Origin of the sequence: Streptomyces axinellae (assembly GCF_039532135.1) — a bacterium.
GTDB lineage: Bacteria > Actinomycetota > Actinomycetes > Streptomycetales > Streptomycetaceae > Streptomyces > Streptomyces axinellae.
Genome location: NZ_BAAARJ010000014.1, coordinates 40,061 through 58,136, shown reverse-complemented (window position 1 = coordinate 58,136; position 18,076 = coordinate 40,061). Strand labels below are relative to the sequence as shown.

The 18,076-nt window shown below is 71.2% G+C and carries 17 protein-coding genes and 1 pseudogene; 9 read left to right on the top strand and 9 right to left on the bottom strand.

Features of this window, described 5'->3' with window-relative positions; all coding sequences use genetic code 11:
• Positions 1-54: 54 nt before the first annotated feature.
• Positions 55-699 carry a TetR/AcrR family transcriptional regulator gene (locus ABD339_RS21230; protein ID WP_344568112.1) on the bottom strand — a complete coding sequence of 215 codons (645 nt, stop codon included), beginning with the start codon at positions 697-699 and terminating at the stop codon, positions 55-57.
• Between the two features lie 380 nt (positions 700-1,079).
• On the opposite strand from ABD339_RS21230, the pseudogene ABD339_RS21225 reads away from it, so the two are divergent.
• The 6 genes and pseudogenes from ABD339_RS21225 to ABD339_RS21200 form a co-directional block, all read left to right on the top strand.
• Positions 1,080-1,373, top strand: a pseudogene (locus tag ABD339_RS21225) (urease subunit gamma); the annotation flags it as partial.
• A 201-nt stretch (positions 1,374-1,574) separates the two neighbouring features.
• Entirely contained in the window at positions 1,575-1,949 is a 375-nt protein-coding gene (locus ABD339_RS21220; protein WP_344568111.1) for an urease subunit beta, read from the top strand.
• Positions 1,950-2,086: 137 nt separating this feature from the next.
• Positions 2,087-4,057: an urease subunit alpha gene (gene ureC, locus ABD339_RS21215; protein WP_344567987.1), complete on the top strand. Its 1,971-nt coding sequence runs from the start codon at positions 2,087-2,089 to the stop codon at positions 4,055-4,057.
• Between the two features lie 233 nt (positions 4,058-4,290).
• Complete coding sequence (locus tag ABD339_RS21210) at positions 4,291-4,965, top strand: urease accessory protein UreF (protein WP_344567986.1); 675 nt, start codon at positions 4,291-4,293, stop codon at positions 4,963-4,965.
• A 75-nt stretch (positions 4,966-5,040) separates the two neighbouring features.
• Positions 5,041-5,736 (top strand): urease accessory protein UreG, encoded by a 696-nt coding sequence (ureG, locus tag ABD339_RS21205; RefSeq protein WP_344567985.1) that lies wholly within the window; start codon positions 5,041-5,043, stop codon positions 5,734-5,736.
• 47 nt (positions 5,737-5,783) lie between these two features.
• Positions 5,784-6,620: an urease accessory protein UreD gene (locus ABD339_RS21200; protein WP_344567984.1), complete on the top strand. Its 837-nt coding sequence runs from the start codon at positions 5,784-5,786 to the stop codon at positions 6,618-6,620.
• Positions 6,621-6,721: 101 nt separating this feature from the next.
• Here ABD339_RS21200 and ABD339_RS21195 read toward each other — a convergent pair whose 3' ends face one another.
• Positions 6,722-8,053 carry a dicarboxylate/amino acid:cation symporter gene (locus tag ABD339_RS21195; RefSeq protein ID WP_425576051.1) on the bottom strand — a complete coding sequence of 444 codons (1,332 nt, stop codon included), beginning with the start codon at positions 8,051-8,053 and terminating at the stop codon, positions 6,722-6,724.
• A gap of 515 nt (positions 8,054-8,568) precedes the next feature.
• Entirely contained in the window at positions 8,569-9,285 is a 717-nt protein-coding gene (locus tag ABD339_RS21190; protein ID WP_344567982.1) for an SDR family oxidoreductase, read from the bottom strand.
• 143 nt (positions 9,286-9,428) lie between these two features.
• Here ABD339_RS21190 and ABD339_RS21185 point away from each other — a divergent pair, with 143 nt between their 5' ends.
• Positions 9,429-10,244 (top strand): helix-turn-helix transcriptional regulator, encoded by an 816-nt coding sequence (locus tag ABD339_RS21185; RefSeq protein WP_344567981.1) that lies wholly within the window; start codon positions 9,429-9,431, stop codon positions 10,242-10,244.
• 62 nt (positions 10,245-10,306) lie between these two features.
• Here the strand turns inward: ABD339_RS21185 and ABD339_RS21180 are convergent, their stop codons facing one another.
• The 4 genes from ABD339_RS21180 to ABD339_RS21165 all read right to left on the bottom strand — a co-directional run bounded on the left by ABD339_RS21180 (position 10,307) and on the right by ABD339_RS21165 (position 13,471).
• On the bottom strand, positions 10,307-10,645 hold the full coding sequence (locus ABD339_RS21180) for a DUF4229 domain-containing protein (protein WP_344567980.1): 339 nt from the start codon (positions 10,643-10,645) through the stop codon (positions 10,307-10,309).
• A 211-nt stretch (positions 10,646-10,856) separates the two neighbouring features.
• A complete protein-coding gene (gene mqnE / locus ABD339_RS21175; protein WP_344567979.1) occupies positions 10,857-12,032 on the bottom strand; it encodes an aminofutalosine synthase MqnE in 1,176 nt (391 codons plus the stop codon).
• Positions 12,033-12,272: 240 nt separating this feature from the next.
• Entirely contained in the window at positions 12,273-12,734 is a 462-nt protein-coding gene (locus tag ABD339_RS21170; RefSeq protein ID WP_344567978.1) for an Lrp/AsnC family transcriptional regulator, read from the bottom strand.
• A gap of 62 nt (positions 12,735-12,796) precedes the next feature.
• Positions 12,797-13,471, bottom strand: coding sequence for a UbiX family flavin prenyltransferase (locus ABD339_RS21165; protein ID WP_344567977.1), 675 nt, complete (start codon positions 13,469-13,471; stop codon positions 12,797-12,799).
• A gap of 172 nt (positions 13,472-13,643) precedes the next feature.
• On the opposite strand from ABD339_RS21165, the gene ABD339_RS21160 reads away from it, so the two are divergent.
• The gene (locus ABD339_RS21160; protein ID WP_344567976.1) at positions 13,644-14,867 is read left to right on the top strand and encodes a hypothetical protein; all 1,224 of its coding nucleotides are present in this window, start codon (positions 13,644-13,646) and stop codon (positions 14,865-14,867) included.
• Positions 14,868-14,998: 131 nt separating this feature from the next.
• Positions 14,999-15,595, top strand: coding sequence for a rhomboid family intramembrane serine protease (locus tag ABD339_RS21155; RefSeq protein WP_344567975.1), 597 nt, complete (start codon positions 14,999-15,001; stop codon positions 15,593-15,595).
• A 17-nt stretch (positions 15,596-15,612) separates the two neighbouring features.
• On the opposite strand, the gene mqnP is transcribed toward ABD339_RS21155, so the two are convergent.
• Both mqnP and ABD339_RS21145 read right to left on the bottom strand, forming a co-directional pair.
• Positions 15,613-16,542 (bottom strand): menaquinone biosynthesis prenyltransferase MqnP, encoded by a 930-nt coding sequence (gene mqnP, locus ABD339_RS21150; RefSeq protein WP_344567974.1) that lies wholly within the window; start codon positions 16,540-16,542, stop codon positions 15,613-15,615.
• Positions 16,539-17,990 carry a menaquinone biosynthesis decarboxylase gene (locus ABD339_RS21145; protein WP_344567973.1) on the bottom strand — a complete coding sequence of 484 codons (1,452 nt, stop codon included), beginning with the start codon at positions 17,988-17,990 and terminating at the stop codon, positions 16,539-16,541. Before ABD339_RS21145 ends, mqnP begins: the two co-directional genes overlap by 4 nt.
• Positions 17,991-18,076: the final 86 nt, after the last annotated feature.

The following is an 18,076-nucleotide window of genomic DNA, read 5'->3' as shown; positions in this document are numbered from 1 at the left end:
GCCCGATCCCGGCCTTCACCGGACGCACGCGGCCTCCATCAGACGCACGCCGCCTCAGTGGACGCGTGAAGTGGGCACCCAGCGCTCGCCGTTCAAGAGGTTGTGCAGCCCGGACCAGCAGAAGTTCATCAGCGTCGCCGCCGTCTCCCTGGCCGAGGGGGCGCTCGAAGGGGCCGTCCGCGCCTGGGTGTTGGACCACTCCGCCAGCGATTCGGCGGCACCCACCAGAGCGTGCGCGAGCCCGGAGACCTCCCGCTCGGCGAGCGCGCTGTCGCAGCCCGCGTCCCGCGCCGCCTGACCCAGCAACGAGGTCACCAGCGTGGCGACCTCGACGCGCATGGCGGCGACCTCCCGGGCGAAGGGCTCGCCCTGGGTGCGGGCCCGGTGGAGCACCGTCACCCCGTCGGGGCGCGCGGCGGTGTGGGCGAAGAAGGCCGTGAGCCCGTTCCACAACTGCTGGTCGGCGGGGGCCCCGCGCTCGCGCGTGCCCGCCCGTACGGCGGCGACGAGCGCGCCCACCTCGCGGCGGACGCAGGCCATGAACAGCTCTTCCTTCGACTTCAGATAGAGGTAGACCAGGGGTTTGGAGACTCCGGCCGCCTCGGCGATCTCGTCCATCGAAGCGGCCTGGTATCCGTGCCGCGCGAACGCGGCCACCGCGGCATCCAGCATGTGCCGCTCGCGGACCTCACGCGGCATGCGCTTGTGCCCCACGCGCTTCCACCCCTCGTCCCCTGCTCCCCCGCCGGAAACCCCACTGTTGTTCGGCCGCCGCAACCCTACGCGCCCCCGGCAGCCCCGAGTTCAGCCCTCGGCGGGGTGCCGCGCGAGGGGTCGCGGACTGTACTGCTCGGCGCTGTGCGGCGAAGGGGTTGTCGTCCTGGTTCATCAGATCGTGTGCCTCATCCGGGGTTCCGCCGCCGCGCCAGGTTCCGCCGCTGATGATCGACGAACGCCGGTACGGGCCGGAGGGCGGCGCACTTCGTCCATGCCCTCGGCATGGCCGGACGCACGTATGCACGTATGCACGCGCATACGCAGGTAATGACGCACCATCCGACCGAGAGAAACGGCTCTTCATGCATTTGACTCCGCATGAGCAGGAGCGCTTGCTGATCCATGTCGCGGCGGACGTGGCCCAGCGGCGTCGGGATCGCGGACTGGCGCTCAACTACCCCGAGGCGATGGCCCTGTTGACGGTGCACGTCTTCGAGGCGGCACGTGAGGGAAAAACCGTCAGCGACATCATGGACTCGGGGCGGCAGCTGCTCAGCCGTGCCGAGGTGATGGACGGCGTCCCAGAGATGATCAAGAACGTCCAAGTGGAGGCCACCTTCCCGGACGGCACCAAACTCGTCACCATCCACGACCCGTTCCCGGAGGCCGCCAAGGAGCCCGAGGTCCACCCGGGCAAGGTCGAACACCCCCGGCCACCGCGCGAACCGGGCTGCCCGGCCGTCAGCGACGGCAACAGCGGTGACGGCAGCAACGGAAGCAACGGCTCGGCCTGCTGCTGCGGCGGCGAGTGCGAGGACACGGCGTCCTTCCACGAGGCGATCGAGTTCAACAGGGAGTTGCAGCAGGACGCCACCAGCCCGAGCGGTACCGGCAGGACGCGGATCAGGGTGAAGAACGTCTCCGACCGCCCCATCCAGGTCGGCTCCCACTATCACTTCGCCGAGGTCAACCCGGAGCTGAAGGTCCTCAAGGTCGAGGTGCCGGCCGGCCCGCGGTCGTCGGATCAGGGATCCGGCCGGGCAACGGGCCAGGACACGGACCGGGGGGCGCACCAGGAACTGGTGAGCTGCGCGGCGGCGAGGAACCGGCGGCTGAACATCGCCGCGGGCACCTCCGTACGCTTCGAGCCGGGCGACGAGTGCTGCGTCGAACTGGTGGAGATCCAGGGCCAGAAGCAGATCAAGGGACTGCGTGAGGTGGACCAGCCGTGAGCGACGCCACGAACTCCCCGGCGAGCACCGGACCGGACTCGAAAGCGGGCCCGAAGACGGGCCCGAAGACGGGCCCGAACGCGGACCGGAAGCCGGGTTCGAAGACAAGTCCGGGGCCGGGTCCGAGGCCGGGCAACGTGCTCAAGCGAGCCGACTACGCGGCCTTGTACGGGCCCACCACCCTGGACCGCGTCCGGCTGGCGGACACCGCCCTGACCATCGAGGTCGAGGCCGACTGGAGCGGCGGCCCCGCGCACAGCGGCAACGAGATGATCTTCGGCGGCGGCAAGGTGATCCGCGAGTCGATGGGCATGTCCCACATCTCCAGGGACGGCGACGGCAACCCGGCGCACGAGCCCGTGGACACGGTCATCACGGGTGCGCTCGTCCTCGACTGGTGGGGCGTGGTCAAGGCCGACGTCGGTATCCGCGACGGCCGGATCGCCGCCCTGGGCAAGGCGTACAACCCCGAGACGATGGACGAGATCGCGTCCTTCGAGACGCCGGCCCGCGCGCGGACAGATCACCCCGTGCCGGTCACGCCGACCAGCTTCGTCGTCGGCCCGGACACCGAGGTCATCTCCGGCAACGGCCGGATCCTCACCGCGGGGGGCGTGGACACCCACGTGCACTTCATCTGCCCCGAGGAGATCAGCGAGGCGCTCGCCTCGGGCGTGACCACCCTCATCGGCGGCGGCACAGGGCCCGCCGAGGGCAGCACCGCCACCACCGTCACCCCGGGCGCGTGGCACATCACCCGGGTCTTCGAGTCGCTGGACGCTTTCCCGGTCAACATCGGCCTGCTCGGCAAGGGCAGCACGGTGAACAAGAAAGCCCTGAACGCGCAGGTGGACGCCGGTGCCTTCGGCTTCAAGATCCACGAGGACTGGGGCGCGACGCCCGCCGTGATCGACGCGGCGCTTCAGGTCTGCGAGGACCGCGGGGTCCAAGTGGCCCTGCACGCCGACTCGCTCAACGAATCCGGCTTCCTGGAGAGCACAAAGGCGGCGTTCAAGAACCGCTCCATCCACATCTTCCACGTCGAAGGCGCCGGCGGCGGCCACGCTCCGGACATGATCGAGCTGGTCAAGGAGGCGAACGTCCTTCCCGCCTCGACCAACCCGACCCGCCCCCTGACCCTGAACACGGTCAAGGAACACATCGACATGATGGTGGTCTGCCACCACCTCAACCCGGACATCCCGGCGGACATGGCCTTCGCGGACTCCCGCATCCGGCCCTCGACCATGGCGGCCGAGGACCTTCTGCACGACATGGGCGCCATCTCGATGATGTCCTCGGACGCTCAGGCGATGGGCCGCATCGGCGAGATGATCATGCGCACCTGGCAGACCGCGCACGTCATGAAGTGCCGCTACGGCCCGCTGAAGGAGGACCTGGCCGACGCGGGCGTCCGCCCCGTCACCGGCGACACGGACCACTCGCACCACCCCGCCCGCCAAGAGCCCAACGACAACCACCGGGCCCGCCGGTACGTCGCCAAGTACACGGTGAATCCGGCGATCACGCACGGCATCGACGATCACGTCGGCTCCGTCGAGCCCGGGAAGCTCGCCGATCTGGTGCTGTGGGAGCCGAAGTTCTTCGGTGTGAGGATGCACATGGTCCTCAAGGGCGGGCAGCTCGCGTACGCGCAGGTCGGCGACGCGAACGCGTCGATCACCACGCCCCAGCCCTATCTGCCCCGCGCGGTGTGGGGCTCCACCGGACGCGGCCCGGCCGGCAACTCGGTCAACTTCGTGGCCGACGCCGCCGTAGCCGCCCGCCTCAACGGCGACCCCGACCCGGACCCCGACCCGGACCCCGGCACCGGCACCGGCACCGGCACTGAGACCGGCACCGGTCTCGGCCTCGGCCTCGGCCTCGGCAAGAAGTTCGTGGAGATCAAGAGCACCCGGGGCATCACCAAGGCCGACATGAAGATGAACGACACGATCCCCGAGAGCCTTGAGGTCGATCACAACAGCTTCGAGGTCACCATCGGCGGTGCGACCACCTCGGACGCCCGTACCGAACTCAACGGGGCGACCGTGCCGCGCACCTTCGTCACCGAAGTGCCCCTGGCGCAACGGTACTTCCTGTTCTGAAGGCCCTTGATCGCCTCTGCCCGCCTCCGACCGCCTCCGACCGCCCCTGGCCGCCTCTGACCGGCCCTCGGCCCACCGGTACGTACGTCCGAGGCGGGCGTGGCCCGGACGAGCACCCGCGCGTCCGGGCCACGGCCCCTCACCACCGGCCCTCGGGCCCTTCGGGCCCCTCGTGAAACCTCTCGTGCCCCTTCGTGAAAGCTCGTGCCCCCTCATGAAAGGCAGCCTCGCCCATGAGCCGTGCAGCCCTGCTCCTGCTGGCCGACGGCCGCTTCCCCGCCGGCGGGCACGCCCACTCCGGCGGCGTCGAGGCCGCGGTCGCGCACAAAGCCGTACATGACGCCGACAGCCTGGCGGACTTCTGCCGCGGACGCCTGCACACCACCGGCCTGACCGCGGCCGGGCTGGCCGCCGCCGCAGCCGCCGGATGCGACCCGCTGCCGCTGGACGGGGCCGCCGACGCACGCACCCCCGCCCCCGCGCTCCGCGCCGTCAGCCGCCGGCTCGGGCGGCAGCTGACGCGGGCGGCCCGCGCCACCTTCCCGTCCGACGCGCTCGACCGCCTGGCGGCCGACCGGCCCCAGGGCGCCCATCAGGCCATCGTCCAGGGCCTTGTCGCCCGCGCCGCCGGACTCGCCCCGGCGGACGCCGCCTACCTGGCCGCGTACGAAAGCGCCGGCGGACCGGCCACCGCCGCGGTACGCCTGCTGAGCCTCGACCCGCTCGACGCCTCCCGCGTCCTGGCCCGCCTCGGTACCGAGATCGACGAAGTGGCCGGGGCCGCCGCCGACGCGGCGGCCCGCGTCCCGGCCGAGGGCCTCGGCGCCCTGCCGTCGGCCTCCGCGCCGCTCCTGGACCTCACCGCGGAACAGCACGCCGCCTGGAACGTACGGCTCTTCGCCTCCTGACCACCGACGGCCCGCCGCTTTCCCCTCTCGCCCCGCCCGTCCCTCTCACCCCGCCTCACCTGGAACGGAACCGCCATGCACCTCGACCATTCCCTGCCTTCCCTCCCCCACCAGCACACCAGCGCCGGGCACATCCGGCCCGACGGCAGCCGCCGCGCCCTGCGCATCGGCCTGGGCGGCCCGGTCGGATCCGGCAAGACCGCGAGCGTCGCCGCGCTCTGCCGCACCCTGCGCGACCGTTGGTCCATCGCCGTCGTCACCAATGACATCTACACCCGCGAGGACGCCGAATACCTTCGCCGCGAGGCCGTGCTGCCGCCCGAACGGATCACCGCCGTCGAGACCGGCGCCTGCCCGCACACCGCCATCCGGGACGACATCTCCGCGAACCTGGAGGCCGTCGAACAGCTGGAGGACGCCCTCCACCCCCTCGACCTGGTGCTCGTCGAGTCCGGCGGCGACAACCTGACCGCCACCTTCTCCAAGGGGCTCGTGGACGCGCAGATCTTCGTCATCGACGTCGCCAGCGGCGACGACATCCCCCGCAAGGGCGGCCCCGGCATCACCACCGCCGACCTCCTCCTCGTCAACAAGACGGACCTGGCCCCGCACGTCGGCGCCGACCTCGCCACCATGGCCGCCGACGCCAAGCGGCAACGCGGCGCCCTTCCCGTCATCTTCACCAGCCTCACCTCGGACGAGGGCATCCGAGAGGTCGCGGACTGGGTCACGGCCCACCTCTCCCGGTGGCGCGCCGAGGCCGCCGTATGAGCCCCGCAACCGGTGCCGCCCGGCCGCGGCACGCGCCGGGACCGCCGATGTCCTCCCCCCGGCCCGAAGACCGCGCCACCACCGGTCACCCGGACGGTGTGACGGCCACCGCACGCCTGCGCGCCGCGCACAACGGGCGCGTCACCACGCTTCCGGAACTGCACAGTGACGGCCCGTTCCACCTGCGGCGCATGCGTACCGGCGACCACACCGCCAAGGTCGGCATCATCGGCGCCATGAGCGCCCCCCTCGGCGGCGACCGGCTGACGATCGACGTCACGGCCGAGGACCGGGCCGAACTGGACGTCACCACAGCCGCCGCCACCCTCGCCCTGCGCGGCCCCACCACCGACGCGGCCACCTACCACGTACGGCTCACGGCGGGGGAACACGCCACCTTGCGCTGGCTGCCGCAACCGCTGATCAGCGCAGCCGCCAGCAACCTGCGCCAGACCTACACCGTCGAACTCGCCGCCACCGCACGGCTGGTCCTGCGCGAGGAACAGCTCCTGGGCCGGGCCGGCGAGGAGCCCGGCCACCTCGTCAGCCACCTCCGCGTCCGCCGCGCCGGACAGCCGCTCCTGGACCAGCACACCGCCTTCGGCGCCCCCGAGCCCGGCTGGGACGGGCCGGCCGTCCTCGACGGATACCGCGCCGTCGGCCAACTCCTGCTCGTAGGCCCGCAGATGACCGCGCCGGACACCCCCGTCCTGCTCGGCGGCGACCCCGGCCAGGGGCACGCCGTCCTCGCGCCACTGGCCGACCCACGAGCGCTGCTGGCCACCGCCGTCGCCCCCACCTCCTCAGCCCTGCGGCACCTGCTGGACCAGGCTCACTCATCGCTCCCGGCCATTCAGGCCGGTATCCGGAGCCGCGGCGGATAGCGGCAACGGACGACTGCGACGGCAGCGCACGGGCAGCACATCGCCCCCGGCCTCACGCGAGGCCGGGGGCGATGTGCCGAACGGAATCCGAGGCGCGGGCCTCAGCCGACGGTCGCCGGGGTGCGGGCGGCGGCGGGCTCCCCGGCCGGCGCCTGGGCCGGCGCGGCGTCCTCGGCGTCCTCGCTGTTCCAGCCGTCCAGGCTGAAGCTGCGGGCGTTGGCGAACGCCTCCCGGTCCAGGATCTTCTCCTTGGCCGAGACGAGGACGGGTATGACGACCTGCCCCGCCACATTCGTCGCGGTGCGCATCATGTCGAGGATCGGGTCTATCGCCAGCAGCAGCCCGACGCCCTCCAGGGGCAGGCCCAGCGTGGAGAGGGTGAGCGTCAGCATCACCGTCGCGCCGGTCAGACCGGCGGTGGCGGCGGAGCCGATGACCGACACGAAGACGATCAGCAGGTACTCCTTGATGCCCATGTCCACATGGAAGAACTCGCCGACGAAGATCGCCGCGATGGCCGGGTAGATCGAGGCGCAGCCGTCCATCTTCGTCGTCGAGCCGAACGGCACGGCGAAGGAGGCGTACTCCTTCGGCACACCCAGGCGCTCGGTGACCTTCTGGGTCAGCGGCATGGTGCCCACCGAGGAGCGCGAGACGAAGGCCAGCTGGATGGCGGGCCAGGCGCCCTTGAAGAACTGGAGCGGGTTGACCTTGGCGACGGTGCCCAGCAGCAGCGGGTAGACGCCGAACAGGACGATGGCGCAGCCGATGTAGATGTCGGCGGTGAAGGTCGCGTAGCTGCCGATCAGGTTCCAGCCGTAGTCCTTGATGGCGGTGCCGATCAGGCCGATGGTGCCGATCGGGGCCAGCCGGATGATCCACCACAGCGCCTTCTGGAGCAGTGCCAGCACGGACTCGCCGAGCTTGAGGATCGGCTCGGCCTTCGCGCCGAGCTTGAGCGCGGCGATGCCGACGACCACGGCCATGAAGACGATCTGGAGGACCTGGAGTTCGGTGAACGGCGTGATGATGTCGGTCGGGATGATCCCGGTGAGGAAGTCCAGCCACGAACCGCTGGTCTCCGGCTTGGCGGCGTCCTTGGCGGACAGCCCGGTGCCGGAGCCGGGGCTGGTGAGCAGGCCGATGACCAGGCCGAGCGCGACGGCTATCAGCGAGGTCGCCATGAACCACAGCAGCGTCCTGGTGGCCAGGCGCGCGGCGTTGCTGACGTTGCGCAGGTTGGTGATCGAGATGGTGATCGCGAAGAAGACCAGCGGCGCGACGGCCAGCTTCAGCAGCTGGACGAAGATCTCACCGACCTTGGTGAGCGTGGTGCCGAGCCAGGCCACATCCCAGTTGCGTGCCACCCAGCCGAGGAGCACACCGAGCACGAGGCCGAGCAGGATCTGCGCCCAGAAGGGGATCTTGGGTATGCGCGAGCGGGTCGCGGACGCGCCGGTATCGGACGATACGGCGGTCCCGGACGACGAAGACGACGAAGACGGCGAGGACGACGAAGGCACGGACAGACTCCGGAAGCGTCGGAGAGCGGACTCTCAGGGGGTGGGGAGGGGGACGTCGCGGACGGGCGACAGACGGTCGCGCCGGAGGGTGGTCCGGCCGCGCGTTCAGCGACAGGTCGCCGACATGCAGCGGCAGAGATCGACGTGCAGCCGCTCCACGAGCGCGACACCGGGCAGGGCCGGGTGCGCTTCGGGTGAGGTGACTGCGGAGATCATGGCCGTCACGTTAACACTCCGTGTTTGACTTACCCAAAGCATTCCTTTGGGGTGCGGTTACGGAAAAAGTCAACGCCCCACCGGAGGAAGGGGATTCCCGGTGGGGCGCTGCTGACGATGTGACGAGGGTTACAGAGGGCGGTGCGGTGCACGGCCGCGCCGCGCACCGGGGCGGGAGGCGCCCGGTCGAGTACGCCCGATATCAGGCGTCACCAGGGCACGGGCGTCCCGTCCCAGGAGAAGAAGCCTCCCGTGGGGCCGTCGTCCGGCAGCAGGGCCAGGTGGACGGCCCCACGGGCGGCCTCGGCCGGATCGCCGCCGCCAGCGGCGGCCAGGGGGTTGAGGTCGGTGGCCCGCATGCCGGGGGCGAGCGCGTTGACCTTGAATCCGTCCTCGGCCAGCGTCTGGGCGTAGAGAACGGTGAGGGCGTTGAGGGCGGCCTTGGACGACCGGTAGGCGGCGGCGCCACCGCTTCCCGGGGTGAACTGGGGATTGGGGTTCGTGCTCCAGGTCAGCGACGCGGTGCCGCTGGAGACGTTGACGATGCGCGGATGCGGGGACCGGCGCAGGGCGGGCAGGAAGGCGTTGGTCACCGCCACCACCCCGAACACGTTGGTCTCGTACGTGCGCCGGAACTCCTCGACACCGGCGTCGGACGGCGGGGCGAGTGACGGCGAGGTCCCGGCATTGTTGACCAGCACGTCCAGGCGGTCCACCTGAGCCGCGGCCTGTGCGAGACCCTCCGGATCCGTCACGTCGAGGACCAGCGGGCGGGCGCCGTCGCCGAGTTCCCCGACGGTCCGCTGTCCGCGCCCGGGATCACGGGAGCCCACGTACACGGTGAGGCCCTCGGCCGCGAGCAGCCGGGCGATGTGCTTGCCGATGCCCTTGTTGGCACCGGTGACCAAAGCTGTGCGATCGTTCATGACACCTACCGTTCCCCGGCCGTGAGCGCTCTGCCAGGGACAGCCTGTACCAGGCAGTGGGAGACAGCTTGTCCCGGGCAGTGGGAGACAGCTTGTCCCGGGCAGTGGGAGACAGCTTGTCCCGGGCAGTGGGAGGAGGAGGCATGGCACGCCAGGAGCTGGCCCGCTTCCTGCGGGACCGCCGGGCGGGCCTGCGTCCGCACGAGGCCGGCCTGACGGCGACGGGCACCGATCGCCGTACACCGGGCCTGCGCCGCGAAGAGGTGGCCGAACTCGCCCACATGTCGGTCGACTACTACACGCGACTGGAGCAGGCCCGGGGCCCGCGGCCGTCGGCCCGGATCCTGGAAGCGCTGTCCCAGGCGCTGCGGCTCACCCCGGCCGAGCGAAGTCACCTGTTCCGCCTGGCGGGATCGAGTACGCCGCCCGGCCTCAGCGCCGTACGCCGGGTACGCCCGCATGTGGCCCGGATGCTGGAGCGGTTGCCCGAGACCGGTGCCGTCGTCACCGACGCGGCGTACGGCGTCGTCGCCTGGAACCCCCTGGCCCGGGAACTGCTCGGTGGCGATCTCGGGGGCGGGGCGGCGAACCTGGCCCGGCGCCGCTTCTTGGGCCAGGGGCGGATGTACGAGAGCTCCAGCGCTGAGGAGTTCGGGCACATCGTGGTGGCGCGGCTGCGCCGGGCCGCCGACCGCTACCCGCACGACCCGCGGTTGTCGGCCCTGCTGGCCGAACTGCACGTCGGCAGCGAGGAGTTCCGGCAAGTCTGGCGGACGCGTCCCGTCCACGCCCCGGGGCACCGCACCAAGACCCTCCACCACCCGGACGCCGGCAAGCTTCGCCTGAACTGCGATGTCCTGCTCGTACCCGAGGACGACCAGGAAGTCGTCCTGATCACGGCCGACCCCGGGTCATCTGCCGCGAAGACCCTGTACAGGCTGGCCAGGCGGGCGGCCTGAACAGCGGCCCGGCGGCGCGGGTCCCGCAGAAAGCCAGCGGGCTCAGCCGAAGCGGGCGAAGCTCAGGCGGAGCCGGTGCGGGGGCTGCCGCCGCGCGGGGCGCTCTGCGGTTGCGCCCCGTCCTCCTGGGCCTGGTTGGCCGCCAGCCGCTCCTTGGCCTTGCCCACGCCATCGACGATCTGCTCCGACATCGCGTCGCGCTGCTTGCGCAGCAGCACATAGCTGAGCGGGGCCGAAATGATCAGCGCGACCAGCACCACCCAGATCCCGTTGGAAGCACCGACCCCGGCGGGGATCACCCCGAAGTGCGCCAGCACCCCGGCGACGAGGAGACAGCCGACGAAGACGCCGATCCGCAGGGTGGTGTAACGGAGCGTCGCGTGCGATGTGGAGGTGCTCACGGTGTCTTCTCCGTGCTTCTTCGGCGTTCGGGGGCGTTTGGGCGATTCGCGATGTCTTCCAGTCAAGCACAGCCGCCACAGCGATCATCAGGCCCCCGGGCCGGAAGGGGTCTCCCGGCCCGGAACCGGTCACCCGGACCGGTACCGGTCACCCGGACCCGTACCGGTCACCCGGGCCGAGGCTCCGCGCGGCGCTGCCCCTGCCGGCGCGCTACACCCGCATCGGCTGCGGGGCCTCGCGCCGCTCGGGGTCCGGGCCCGGGTACTCGTTGAGGATCTCGTAGCGGGTGTTGCGCTCGACGGGCCGGAAGCCGGCGTCGCGGATCAGGTCGAGCAGATCGTCGCGGGTGAGCTTGGCGGGGGTGCCGAAGTCGTCCGCGTCGTGCGTGATCTTGTACTCGACGACCGAGCCGTCCATGTCGTCGGCCCCGTGCTGGAGCGCGAGCTGCGCGGTGTTCACCCCGTGCATCACCCAGAACACCTTGACGTGCGGCACGTTGTCGAACAGCAGCCGCGAGACCGCGAAGGTCTTCAGCGCCTCGATGCCGGTCGCCATCTGCGTGCGCGCCTGAAGGGTGTTGCGGACCTTGCCGTCCTTCATGTCGGTGAAGTCGTGCTGGTAGCGCAGCGGGATGAAGACCTGGAAGCCGCCGGTCTCATCCTGCAGTTCGCGCAGCCGCAGCACGTGGTCCACCCGGTGCCGGGGCTCCTCGATGTGCCCGTACAGCATCGTGCAGGGGGTCTTGAGGCCCTTTTGGTGGGCGAGGCGGTGGATGCGCGACCAGTCCTCCCAGTGGGTGTCGTGGTCGACGATGTGCTGCCGCACCTCCCAGTCGAAGATCTCCGCGCCGCCGCCGGTCAGCGACTCCAGGCCCGCGTCGATCAGCTCGTCCAGGATGTCGCTCGCGTCGAGCCCGGAGATCTTCTCGAAGTGGTGGATCTCGGTCGCGGTGAACGCCTTGAGGGAGACCGTCTCCGGCAGCGCCGCCTTCAGCTCGCGCAGCGAGCGCGGGTAGTAGCGCCAGGGCAGGTTGGGGTGGAGCCCGTTGACGATGTGCAGCTCGGTGAGGTTGTCCGCCTCCATCTCCTTCGCGAGCCGGACGGCCTCCTCGATGCGCATCGTGTACGCGTCCTTCTCGCCCGGCTTGCGCTGGAACGAGCAGTACGCGCAGGAGGCGGTGCACACGTTCGTCATGTTCAGGTGGCGGTTGATGTTGAAGTGCGTGACATCGCCGTTCTTGCGCGTCCGCACCTCGTGCGCGAGGCCGCCGAGCCAGGCGAGGTCGTCACATTCGTAGAGGTCGAGGCCGTCCTGCCGGGTCAGCCGCTCGCCGGAACGGACCTTCGTCTCGATCTCTTCGAGCCGCTCCCGCAGTCCCGCGTCCATACCTCGCGCCACCTGCCTCATCTGTCTGCTGCTCTGCTGTCTGCCGCGTGAACCCCGGCGAGCTGCGTCGTCCCGGCGAGGGGCCCGATCCGGCCGGCTCCGCGAGGGGGAAATCCGCGTTCCGAGTGCCGCGTACGAGCGTACGCCACCACTTTTCGCACCATTCGCCGGGCCGCCGGGGCCCGCGCGCCCTCGGCGGGCCGCACCCCCGGCACGTCGCGCTCACCGCCGGAGGCGCCCTCAGAGCGGGTCTTCGTCGGGCAGCTGGCCGACCCTGTTCTCCCATTTGGTGGACAGCACGATCGTGGTGCGGGTGCGCGAGACGCCCTTGGTGCCCGAGAGGCGCCGGATGGTGCGCTCCAGGTCGTCCACATCGCCGGCCCGCACCTTGAGCATGTACGAGTCGTCCCCGGCGATGAACCAGCAGTCCTCGACCTCCTGGAGGTCACGCAGCCTGGTGGCCACATCCTCGTGATCGGTCGCGTCCGAGAGCTGGATACCGATCAGCGCGGTCACCCCGAGGCCGAGGGAGGGGGCATCGACGGTGGCGCGGTATCCGGTGATCACCCCGGCCGCCTCCAGCCGGTTGATGCGGTCGGTGACGCTGGGGCCCGAGAGGCCGACGAGCCGGCCGAGTTCGGCGTAGGAGGCTCTCCCGTTCTCGCGCAGGGCCTGGATGAGCTGCCTGTCCACCGCGTCCATGGATGCCGCTGCCTCCCGTACGTAGTAAGTCGGACCACGAATCTGAAGTCCGGACCACGAATCTAAGGCATGGGGCCGGAACTCCCCCGACCAAGCTCCCCTTCCCAGCGGCGGTAGAGCGTGTGCGGCACATCCACCGCGTCCAGCACGCGGCCGGCCACGAAGTCCACCAGGTCCTGGATGTGCCGGGCGCCCGCGTAGAACGCCGGGGAGGCCGGGAGCACCACGGCGCCCGCCTCGTCCAGCGTGACCAGATGGCGCAGCGTGTGGCCGTTCAGCGGGGTCTCGCGCACGGCCATCACCAGGGGGCGCCGCTCCTTGAGCATCACGTCCGCGGCGCGCTGGAGCAGGTCCTTCGAGAGCCCCAGCGCCACCCCGGCCACGCACGCCGTACTCGCGGGAACGACCAGCATCCCCTTGACCTGGTACGACCCGGACGCCGGTCCGGCCGACAAATCCCCCGGCGACCAGTGGCGCACCCGCGCGGGATCGACGTCGAACGCGTCGGGCCGCCCGTCGGCGCCGCGCGCCAGCCAGCGGCGCAGATCGCTCTCGGCATGTGCGTCGCGGAAGGGGTGGCCGTTCTCGTCCAGGATCGTCAGCCGGGAGGCGCGGCTCACCACGAGGTCGATGTCCTCGCCCGCCGCCAGCAGCCCGCGGATGACCGCCGCCGCGTACGGCGTGCCCGAAGCGCCGGAAACCCCCACGACCCATGGCCGCCGTCCCTGATCTGTCACATTGTCGAGCCTAGTGCCCCTCCCGGCACTAGATCCCGCTGAAGCCCGGCTCGTCGCCTGCCGGGGCCCGGCTCGTACCAGGGCTGGGGCGGGGGGCCCGGGCGGGCCAGGGCGGCAGCCGGGGCCGGGAGGGGCGGGGTGGTCCGGGGCACCCGCCGCGTACCCTCGACGCATGCGTGTCACCCGAGTCCCCGCGCGCCTGACCGCCGCAGCCGCGTGCGCGACAGCGCTCGCCCTCGCCGTCGCCGGGTGCAGCGCGACGGAGAAACTCACCACCGGTCTCAAGGTGAAGCACGCCTTCGAGAAGCTCGGCGAGCAGCCCTCAGCCAGCGTGCTGGTGTCGGTGGACGGCACGGCCACCGACGCCGACGCCTTCCTGCGCGCGGCGGGCGCTCCCAAGGGCCCGAAGACCGAGCGGACGGCCAGGCTCCTCTCCCGCGGTGAGCTGACCTTCGCGGTGGGCTCGGACCGCGAGAAGACCCCGCTGAAGGACCTCAGCCGCTCCGAGCGCCTCCGCTTCGCGACGGCCCTCAACTTCGGCACCACGGACGTCCTGTCCGCCAAGTCCGTGGAGGAGAAGCTCTACGTGCGCGTCCGCCTGCGCTCCCTGGTGGCGCAGCTGAGCGACTCGGAGACCGACCGGCAGCGCGCCCGCCGGCTCGTCGCGCTCGCCAAGGACCTCCCGACCACGCTCGCCTCGGCCAAGGACGCGCTGCGGGGCGAGTGGGTCGAGGCCGACCCCGAGTCCTTCGACGACTTCGCGCGCGCGGCGCGGGAGATCACCCGGGACGAGAAGAACGGCGAGTTGGACAAGGCGCCGGGCCACACGTCCGGCAAGGCATCCGGCAAGACGTCCGACAGGGCATCCGGCGGGACATCCGGCAAGCACGGCGAATCCGTCTCCGCGCAGAACGACGAGACCAGCAAGCGCGTGGGCCGGGCCACCGCCGCCGGCCGGGCGCTCAACGGCGAATCGGAGCGGGAGTTCCTGGAGGGCCTGGAGAAGACCCTCGGCAAGTACGCGGAGTTCAAGAAGGCGGGCGAGTACGGCGGCGCCGAGCACGTCACCGTCTCCATGCCGGCGCGGCGGGCGGCCCCCGACCTGTCCCGCGCGCTGGCGGCGGTGGGCGCGCACCTGGACCCCTCCACGGTGCCGGACCGGAAGGTCAGTGCCGACCTCCAGATCCGCCGCGGCCAGCTCACCGGGCTGACGCTGGACCTGGAGCAGTTCCTGAGCGACAAGGCACAGGCCAAGGGCGTGCACCTGCCGCTGCGGATGGACTTCGGCGGCGGCGACGCCGTCCCGGTCATGGCCCCGGACGGCGCGCGCGAGCTGAAGCCGCAGGACCTGCTGGCCGCGATGATGTACGGCGCCCTGGGCACGGGCGGCATCTGACGCCATCCTGGAGGCCGGCGGGGCACGGCTCCGGAGGACGGCGGGGCACGGCGGGGGCGGGAACCAGCGGCATACCGTGTGCCGTTGTACGTCCTGACGGGTGGGGCCCCTCGCACGGGAGGCGGGCAAGCATGACGGACGGCTCGGGCGCCAAGGCCATGGCGGCGGGAAAGCTGATAGTGGGCTGGGTCGCGCTGCTGTGGGTGCTGGAGGTGGTGGACCAGGCGTCGGGGAACGCGCTGGACACCTTCGGCGTCCAGCCCCGCCGGGTGGACGAACTGGTGGATGTGATCCCCAGCTCCTTCATGCACTTCGGCTTCGAGCACCTGATGGCCAACACCCTGCCGCTGCTGATCCTCGGCTTCCTGGCCGCCCTGCGCGGCACCGGCCGCTTCCTGGCGACGGCGCTGATCATCATCGTGACCAGCGGGCTCGGGGTGTGGCTGACCGCCCCGGAGAGCAGCAACACGGCGGGCGCCTCGGGCCTGATCTTCGGCCTCTTCGGCTATCTGCTGGCGCGCGGCTTCGTGGACCGCCGGATAACCGACCTCGCCGTCGGCACGGTTGTCGCCGTGCTCTACGGCTCGACGTTCTTCTGGGGCGTGCTGCCCAGCGACTCCGGCATCTCCTGGCAGGGCCACCTCTTCGGCCTGATCGGCGGCGTCCTGGCGGCCCGCCTGACCGCCGAGCCCCGCGCGATAGGTGGGGGCAAGCCCGCCTGGCATTAGGCCCTGTCGGGTACCGCCTAGCCGACGAGGCCGCGGACGAGCAGATCGAGCAGGGCGCAGACGAAGAACGCGATGCCGATGAAGCTGTTGACCTGGAAGAACGCCCGGTTCAGCCGCGACAGGTCGTGCGGGCGCACGATGGTGTGCTCGTAGCCGAACGCGGCCGTCGCGATCAGCAGCCCCAGCCAGTAGAAGACTCCGGCGTCCGTCATCAGCCCGAAGGCCACCAGCAGCGCCACGGTCACCACGTGTGCTGCCCGGGTGGCGTGGATGGCCGCCGCCGTACCGAAGCGCGCCGGTACGGACTTCACGCCGCCCGCGCGGTCGGCGGCCACGTCCTGGCAGGCGTAGATCAGGTCGAAGCCGCCGATCCAGATGCCCACGGCCAGCCCGAGCACGACCGCCTCCCACGACCAGCTGCCGGTGACCGCGAGCCACGCGCCGATGGGGCCGATGGCCTGGGCGAGGCCCAGGATCGCGTGCGGGAGGTTGGTGAAGCGCTTCCCGTAGGGATAGACGACCATCGGGATCACCGCGACCGGCGCGAGTGCCAGGCACAGCGGGTTGAGCAGCGCGCAGGCGCCCAGGAAGACCACCACGGCGACGGCGGCGCCGGTCCAGGCCGTCCGTACGGACACCGCGCCGGTCACCAGCTCCCGGCCCGCCGTGCGCGGGTTGCGGGCGTCGATCTCGCGGTCGATGATCCGGTTCGCGGCCATCGCGAAGGTCCGCATGCCGACCATGGCCACGGTCACCAGGAACAGCTGCCACCAGTGGATGCTGCGGCTGTCGCGGAACATCGCGGTGAGCGCCGCGGTGTAGGCGAACGGCAGCGCGAAGACCGAGTGTTCGATGACGACGAGCCGCAGGAAGGCCCGTACCCGTCCGGCGTCGGCACCGCCCGGCCCCGGGCCCGGTCCGACGACTCCCTCCGCCGCGCTGCTCACAGGCCGTACTCCGTCCACCTGCGGCTCACCAGGTCGGCGATCCGGGGATCGGACTCGACCATGTGCGGCCATCCGCCGTCGCGGGTGTAGCCCTCCTCGGGCAGTTTGCGGGTCGCGTCGATGCCCGCCTTGCCGCCCCAGAACTGCTGGTAGGAGGCGTGGTCCAGGTGGTCCACGGGGCCCTCGACCACGGTGAGGTCCCGGGCGTAGTCCACGTTGCCGAGGGCCCGCCAGGACACCTCGTGCATGTTCCGCACGTCGCAGTCCTTGTCCACGATCACGATCAGCTTGGTCAGGGACATCATGTGCGCCCCCCAGATGGCGTGCATCACCTTCTGCGCGTGCTTGGGGTAACGCTTGTCGATGGCGACGATCGCGCAGTTGTGGAAGCCGCCGGACTCGGGCAGGTGGTAGTCCACGATGTCCGGGACGACGATCTTGAGCAGCGGCAGGAAGAACCGCTCGGTGGCCCGCCCCAGCGGTCCGTCCTCGGTGGGCGGCCGGCCGACGACGATGGACTGGAGCAGCGGGCGCTTCCGCGTCGTCACACAGTCGATCCGCAGCGCGGGGAAGGGCTCCTGGGGGGTGTAGAACCCGGTGTGGTCGCCGAACGGGCCCTCCGGCAGCATCTCGCCGGGCTCCAGCCAGCCCTCCAGCACGACCTCGGCGGCGGCGGGCACCTGGAGCGGCACGGTCTTGCAGTCCACCATCTCGACGCGCTTGCCCTGGAGGAAGCCCGCCAGCAGGTACTCGTCGATGTCGCCGGGCAGTGGGGCGGTGGAGGCGTAGGTGACGGCGGGCGGGGCGCCGAAGGCGATGGCGACCGGCAGCTTCTCGCCGCGCCGCGCCGCGACCTGGTAGTGGTTGCGGCTGTCCTTGTGGATCTGCCAGTGCATCCCGATGGTGCGCCGGTCGTGGCGCTGGAGCCGGTAGAGGCCCAGGTTGCGCACGCCGCTTTCGGGGTCCTTGGTGTGGGTGAGGCCGAGGTTGAAGAAGGAGCCGCCGTCCTCGGGCCAGGTGAACAGCGCGGGCAGCTCGTCGAGGTTGACGTCCTCGCCCTCGTACACGATCTCCTGGACGGGTGCTTCCTTGACCTTCTTCGGCGGCACGTGCGCCATCGCGCCGAGCTTCCCGAACGCCTCCCGGAAGCCGACGAAGCCCTGCGGCAGCTCCGGCCTGAGCAGTCCGCCGATCTTTTCGGTGATCTCGTCGTAGGAGGCCAGGCCCAGCGCCTTGAGCAGGCGGCGGTCGGTGCCGAAGACGTTCATCGCCAGCGGCATCGAGGAGCCCTTGACGTTCTCGAACAGCAGCGCGGGCCCGCCGGCCTTGTTGACCCGGTCGACGATCTCCCCGACTTCCAGGTGCGGGTCCACCTCGGCCTTGACGCGCTTGAGGTCACGGTCTCGCTCCAGCGCCCGCAGGAGCGAGCGGAGATCGTCGTATGCCATACGCCCCAGTATCCTCTCCGATGCCCGCGCCCTGAGCGCGGGGGCCGCCACGCGGCCCACTACGCTGGGCCCGTGGGCACTCGCGC

Coding starts and splice junctions, on each gene's coding strand:
- ABD339_RS21230 (WP_344568112.1), bottom strand. CDS start 699: ATGCCGCGTGAGGTCCGCGAGCGGCACATGCTGGATGCCGCGGTGGCC.
- ABD339_RS21210 (WP_344567986.1), top strand. CDS start 4,291: ATGAGCCGTGCAGCCCTGCTCCTGCTGGCCGACGGCCGCTTCCCCGCC.
- ureG (WP_344567985.1), top strand. CDS start 5,041: ATGCACCTCGACCATTCCCTGCCTTCCCTCCCCCACCAGCACACCAGC.
- ABD339_RS21200 (WP_344567984.1), top strand. CDS start 5,784: ATGTCCTCCCCCCGGCCCGAAGACCGCGCCACCACCGGTCACCCGGAC.
- ABD339_RS21190 (WP_344567982.1), bottom strand. CDS start 9,285: ATGAACGATCGCACAGCTTTGGTCACCGGTGCCAACAAGGGCATCGGC.
- ABD339_RS21185 (WP_344567981.1), top strand. CDS start 9,429: ATGGCACGCCAGGAGCTGGCCCGCTTCCTGCGGGACCGCCGGGCGGGC.
- mqnE (WP_344567979.1), bottom strand. CDS start 12,032: ATGGACGCGGGACTGCGGGAGCGGCTCGAAGAGATCGAGACGAAGGTC.
- ABD339_RS21170 (WP_344567978.1), bottom strand. CDS start 12,734: ATGGACGCGGTGGACAGGCAGCTCATCCAGGCCCTGCGCGAGAACGGG.
- ABD339_RS21160 (WP_344567976.1), top strand. CDS start 13,644: ATGCGTGTCACCCGAGTCCCCGCGCGCCTGACCGCCGCAGCCGCGTGC.
- ABD339_RS21155 (WP_344567975.1), top strand. CDS start 14,999: ATGACGGACGGCTCGGGCGCCAAGGCCATGGCGGCGGGAAAGCTGATA.
- ABD339_RS21145 (WP_344567973.1), bottom strand. CDS start 17,990: ATGGCATACGACGATCTCCGCTCGCTCCTGCGGGCGCTGGAGCGAGAC.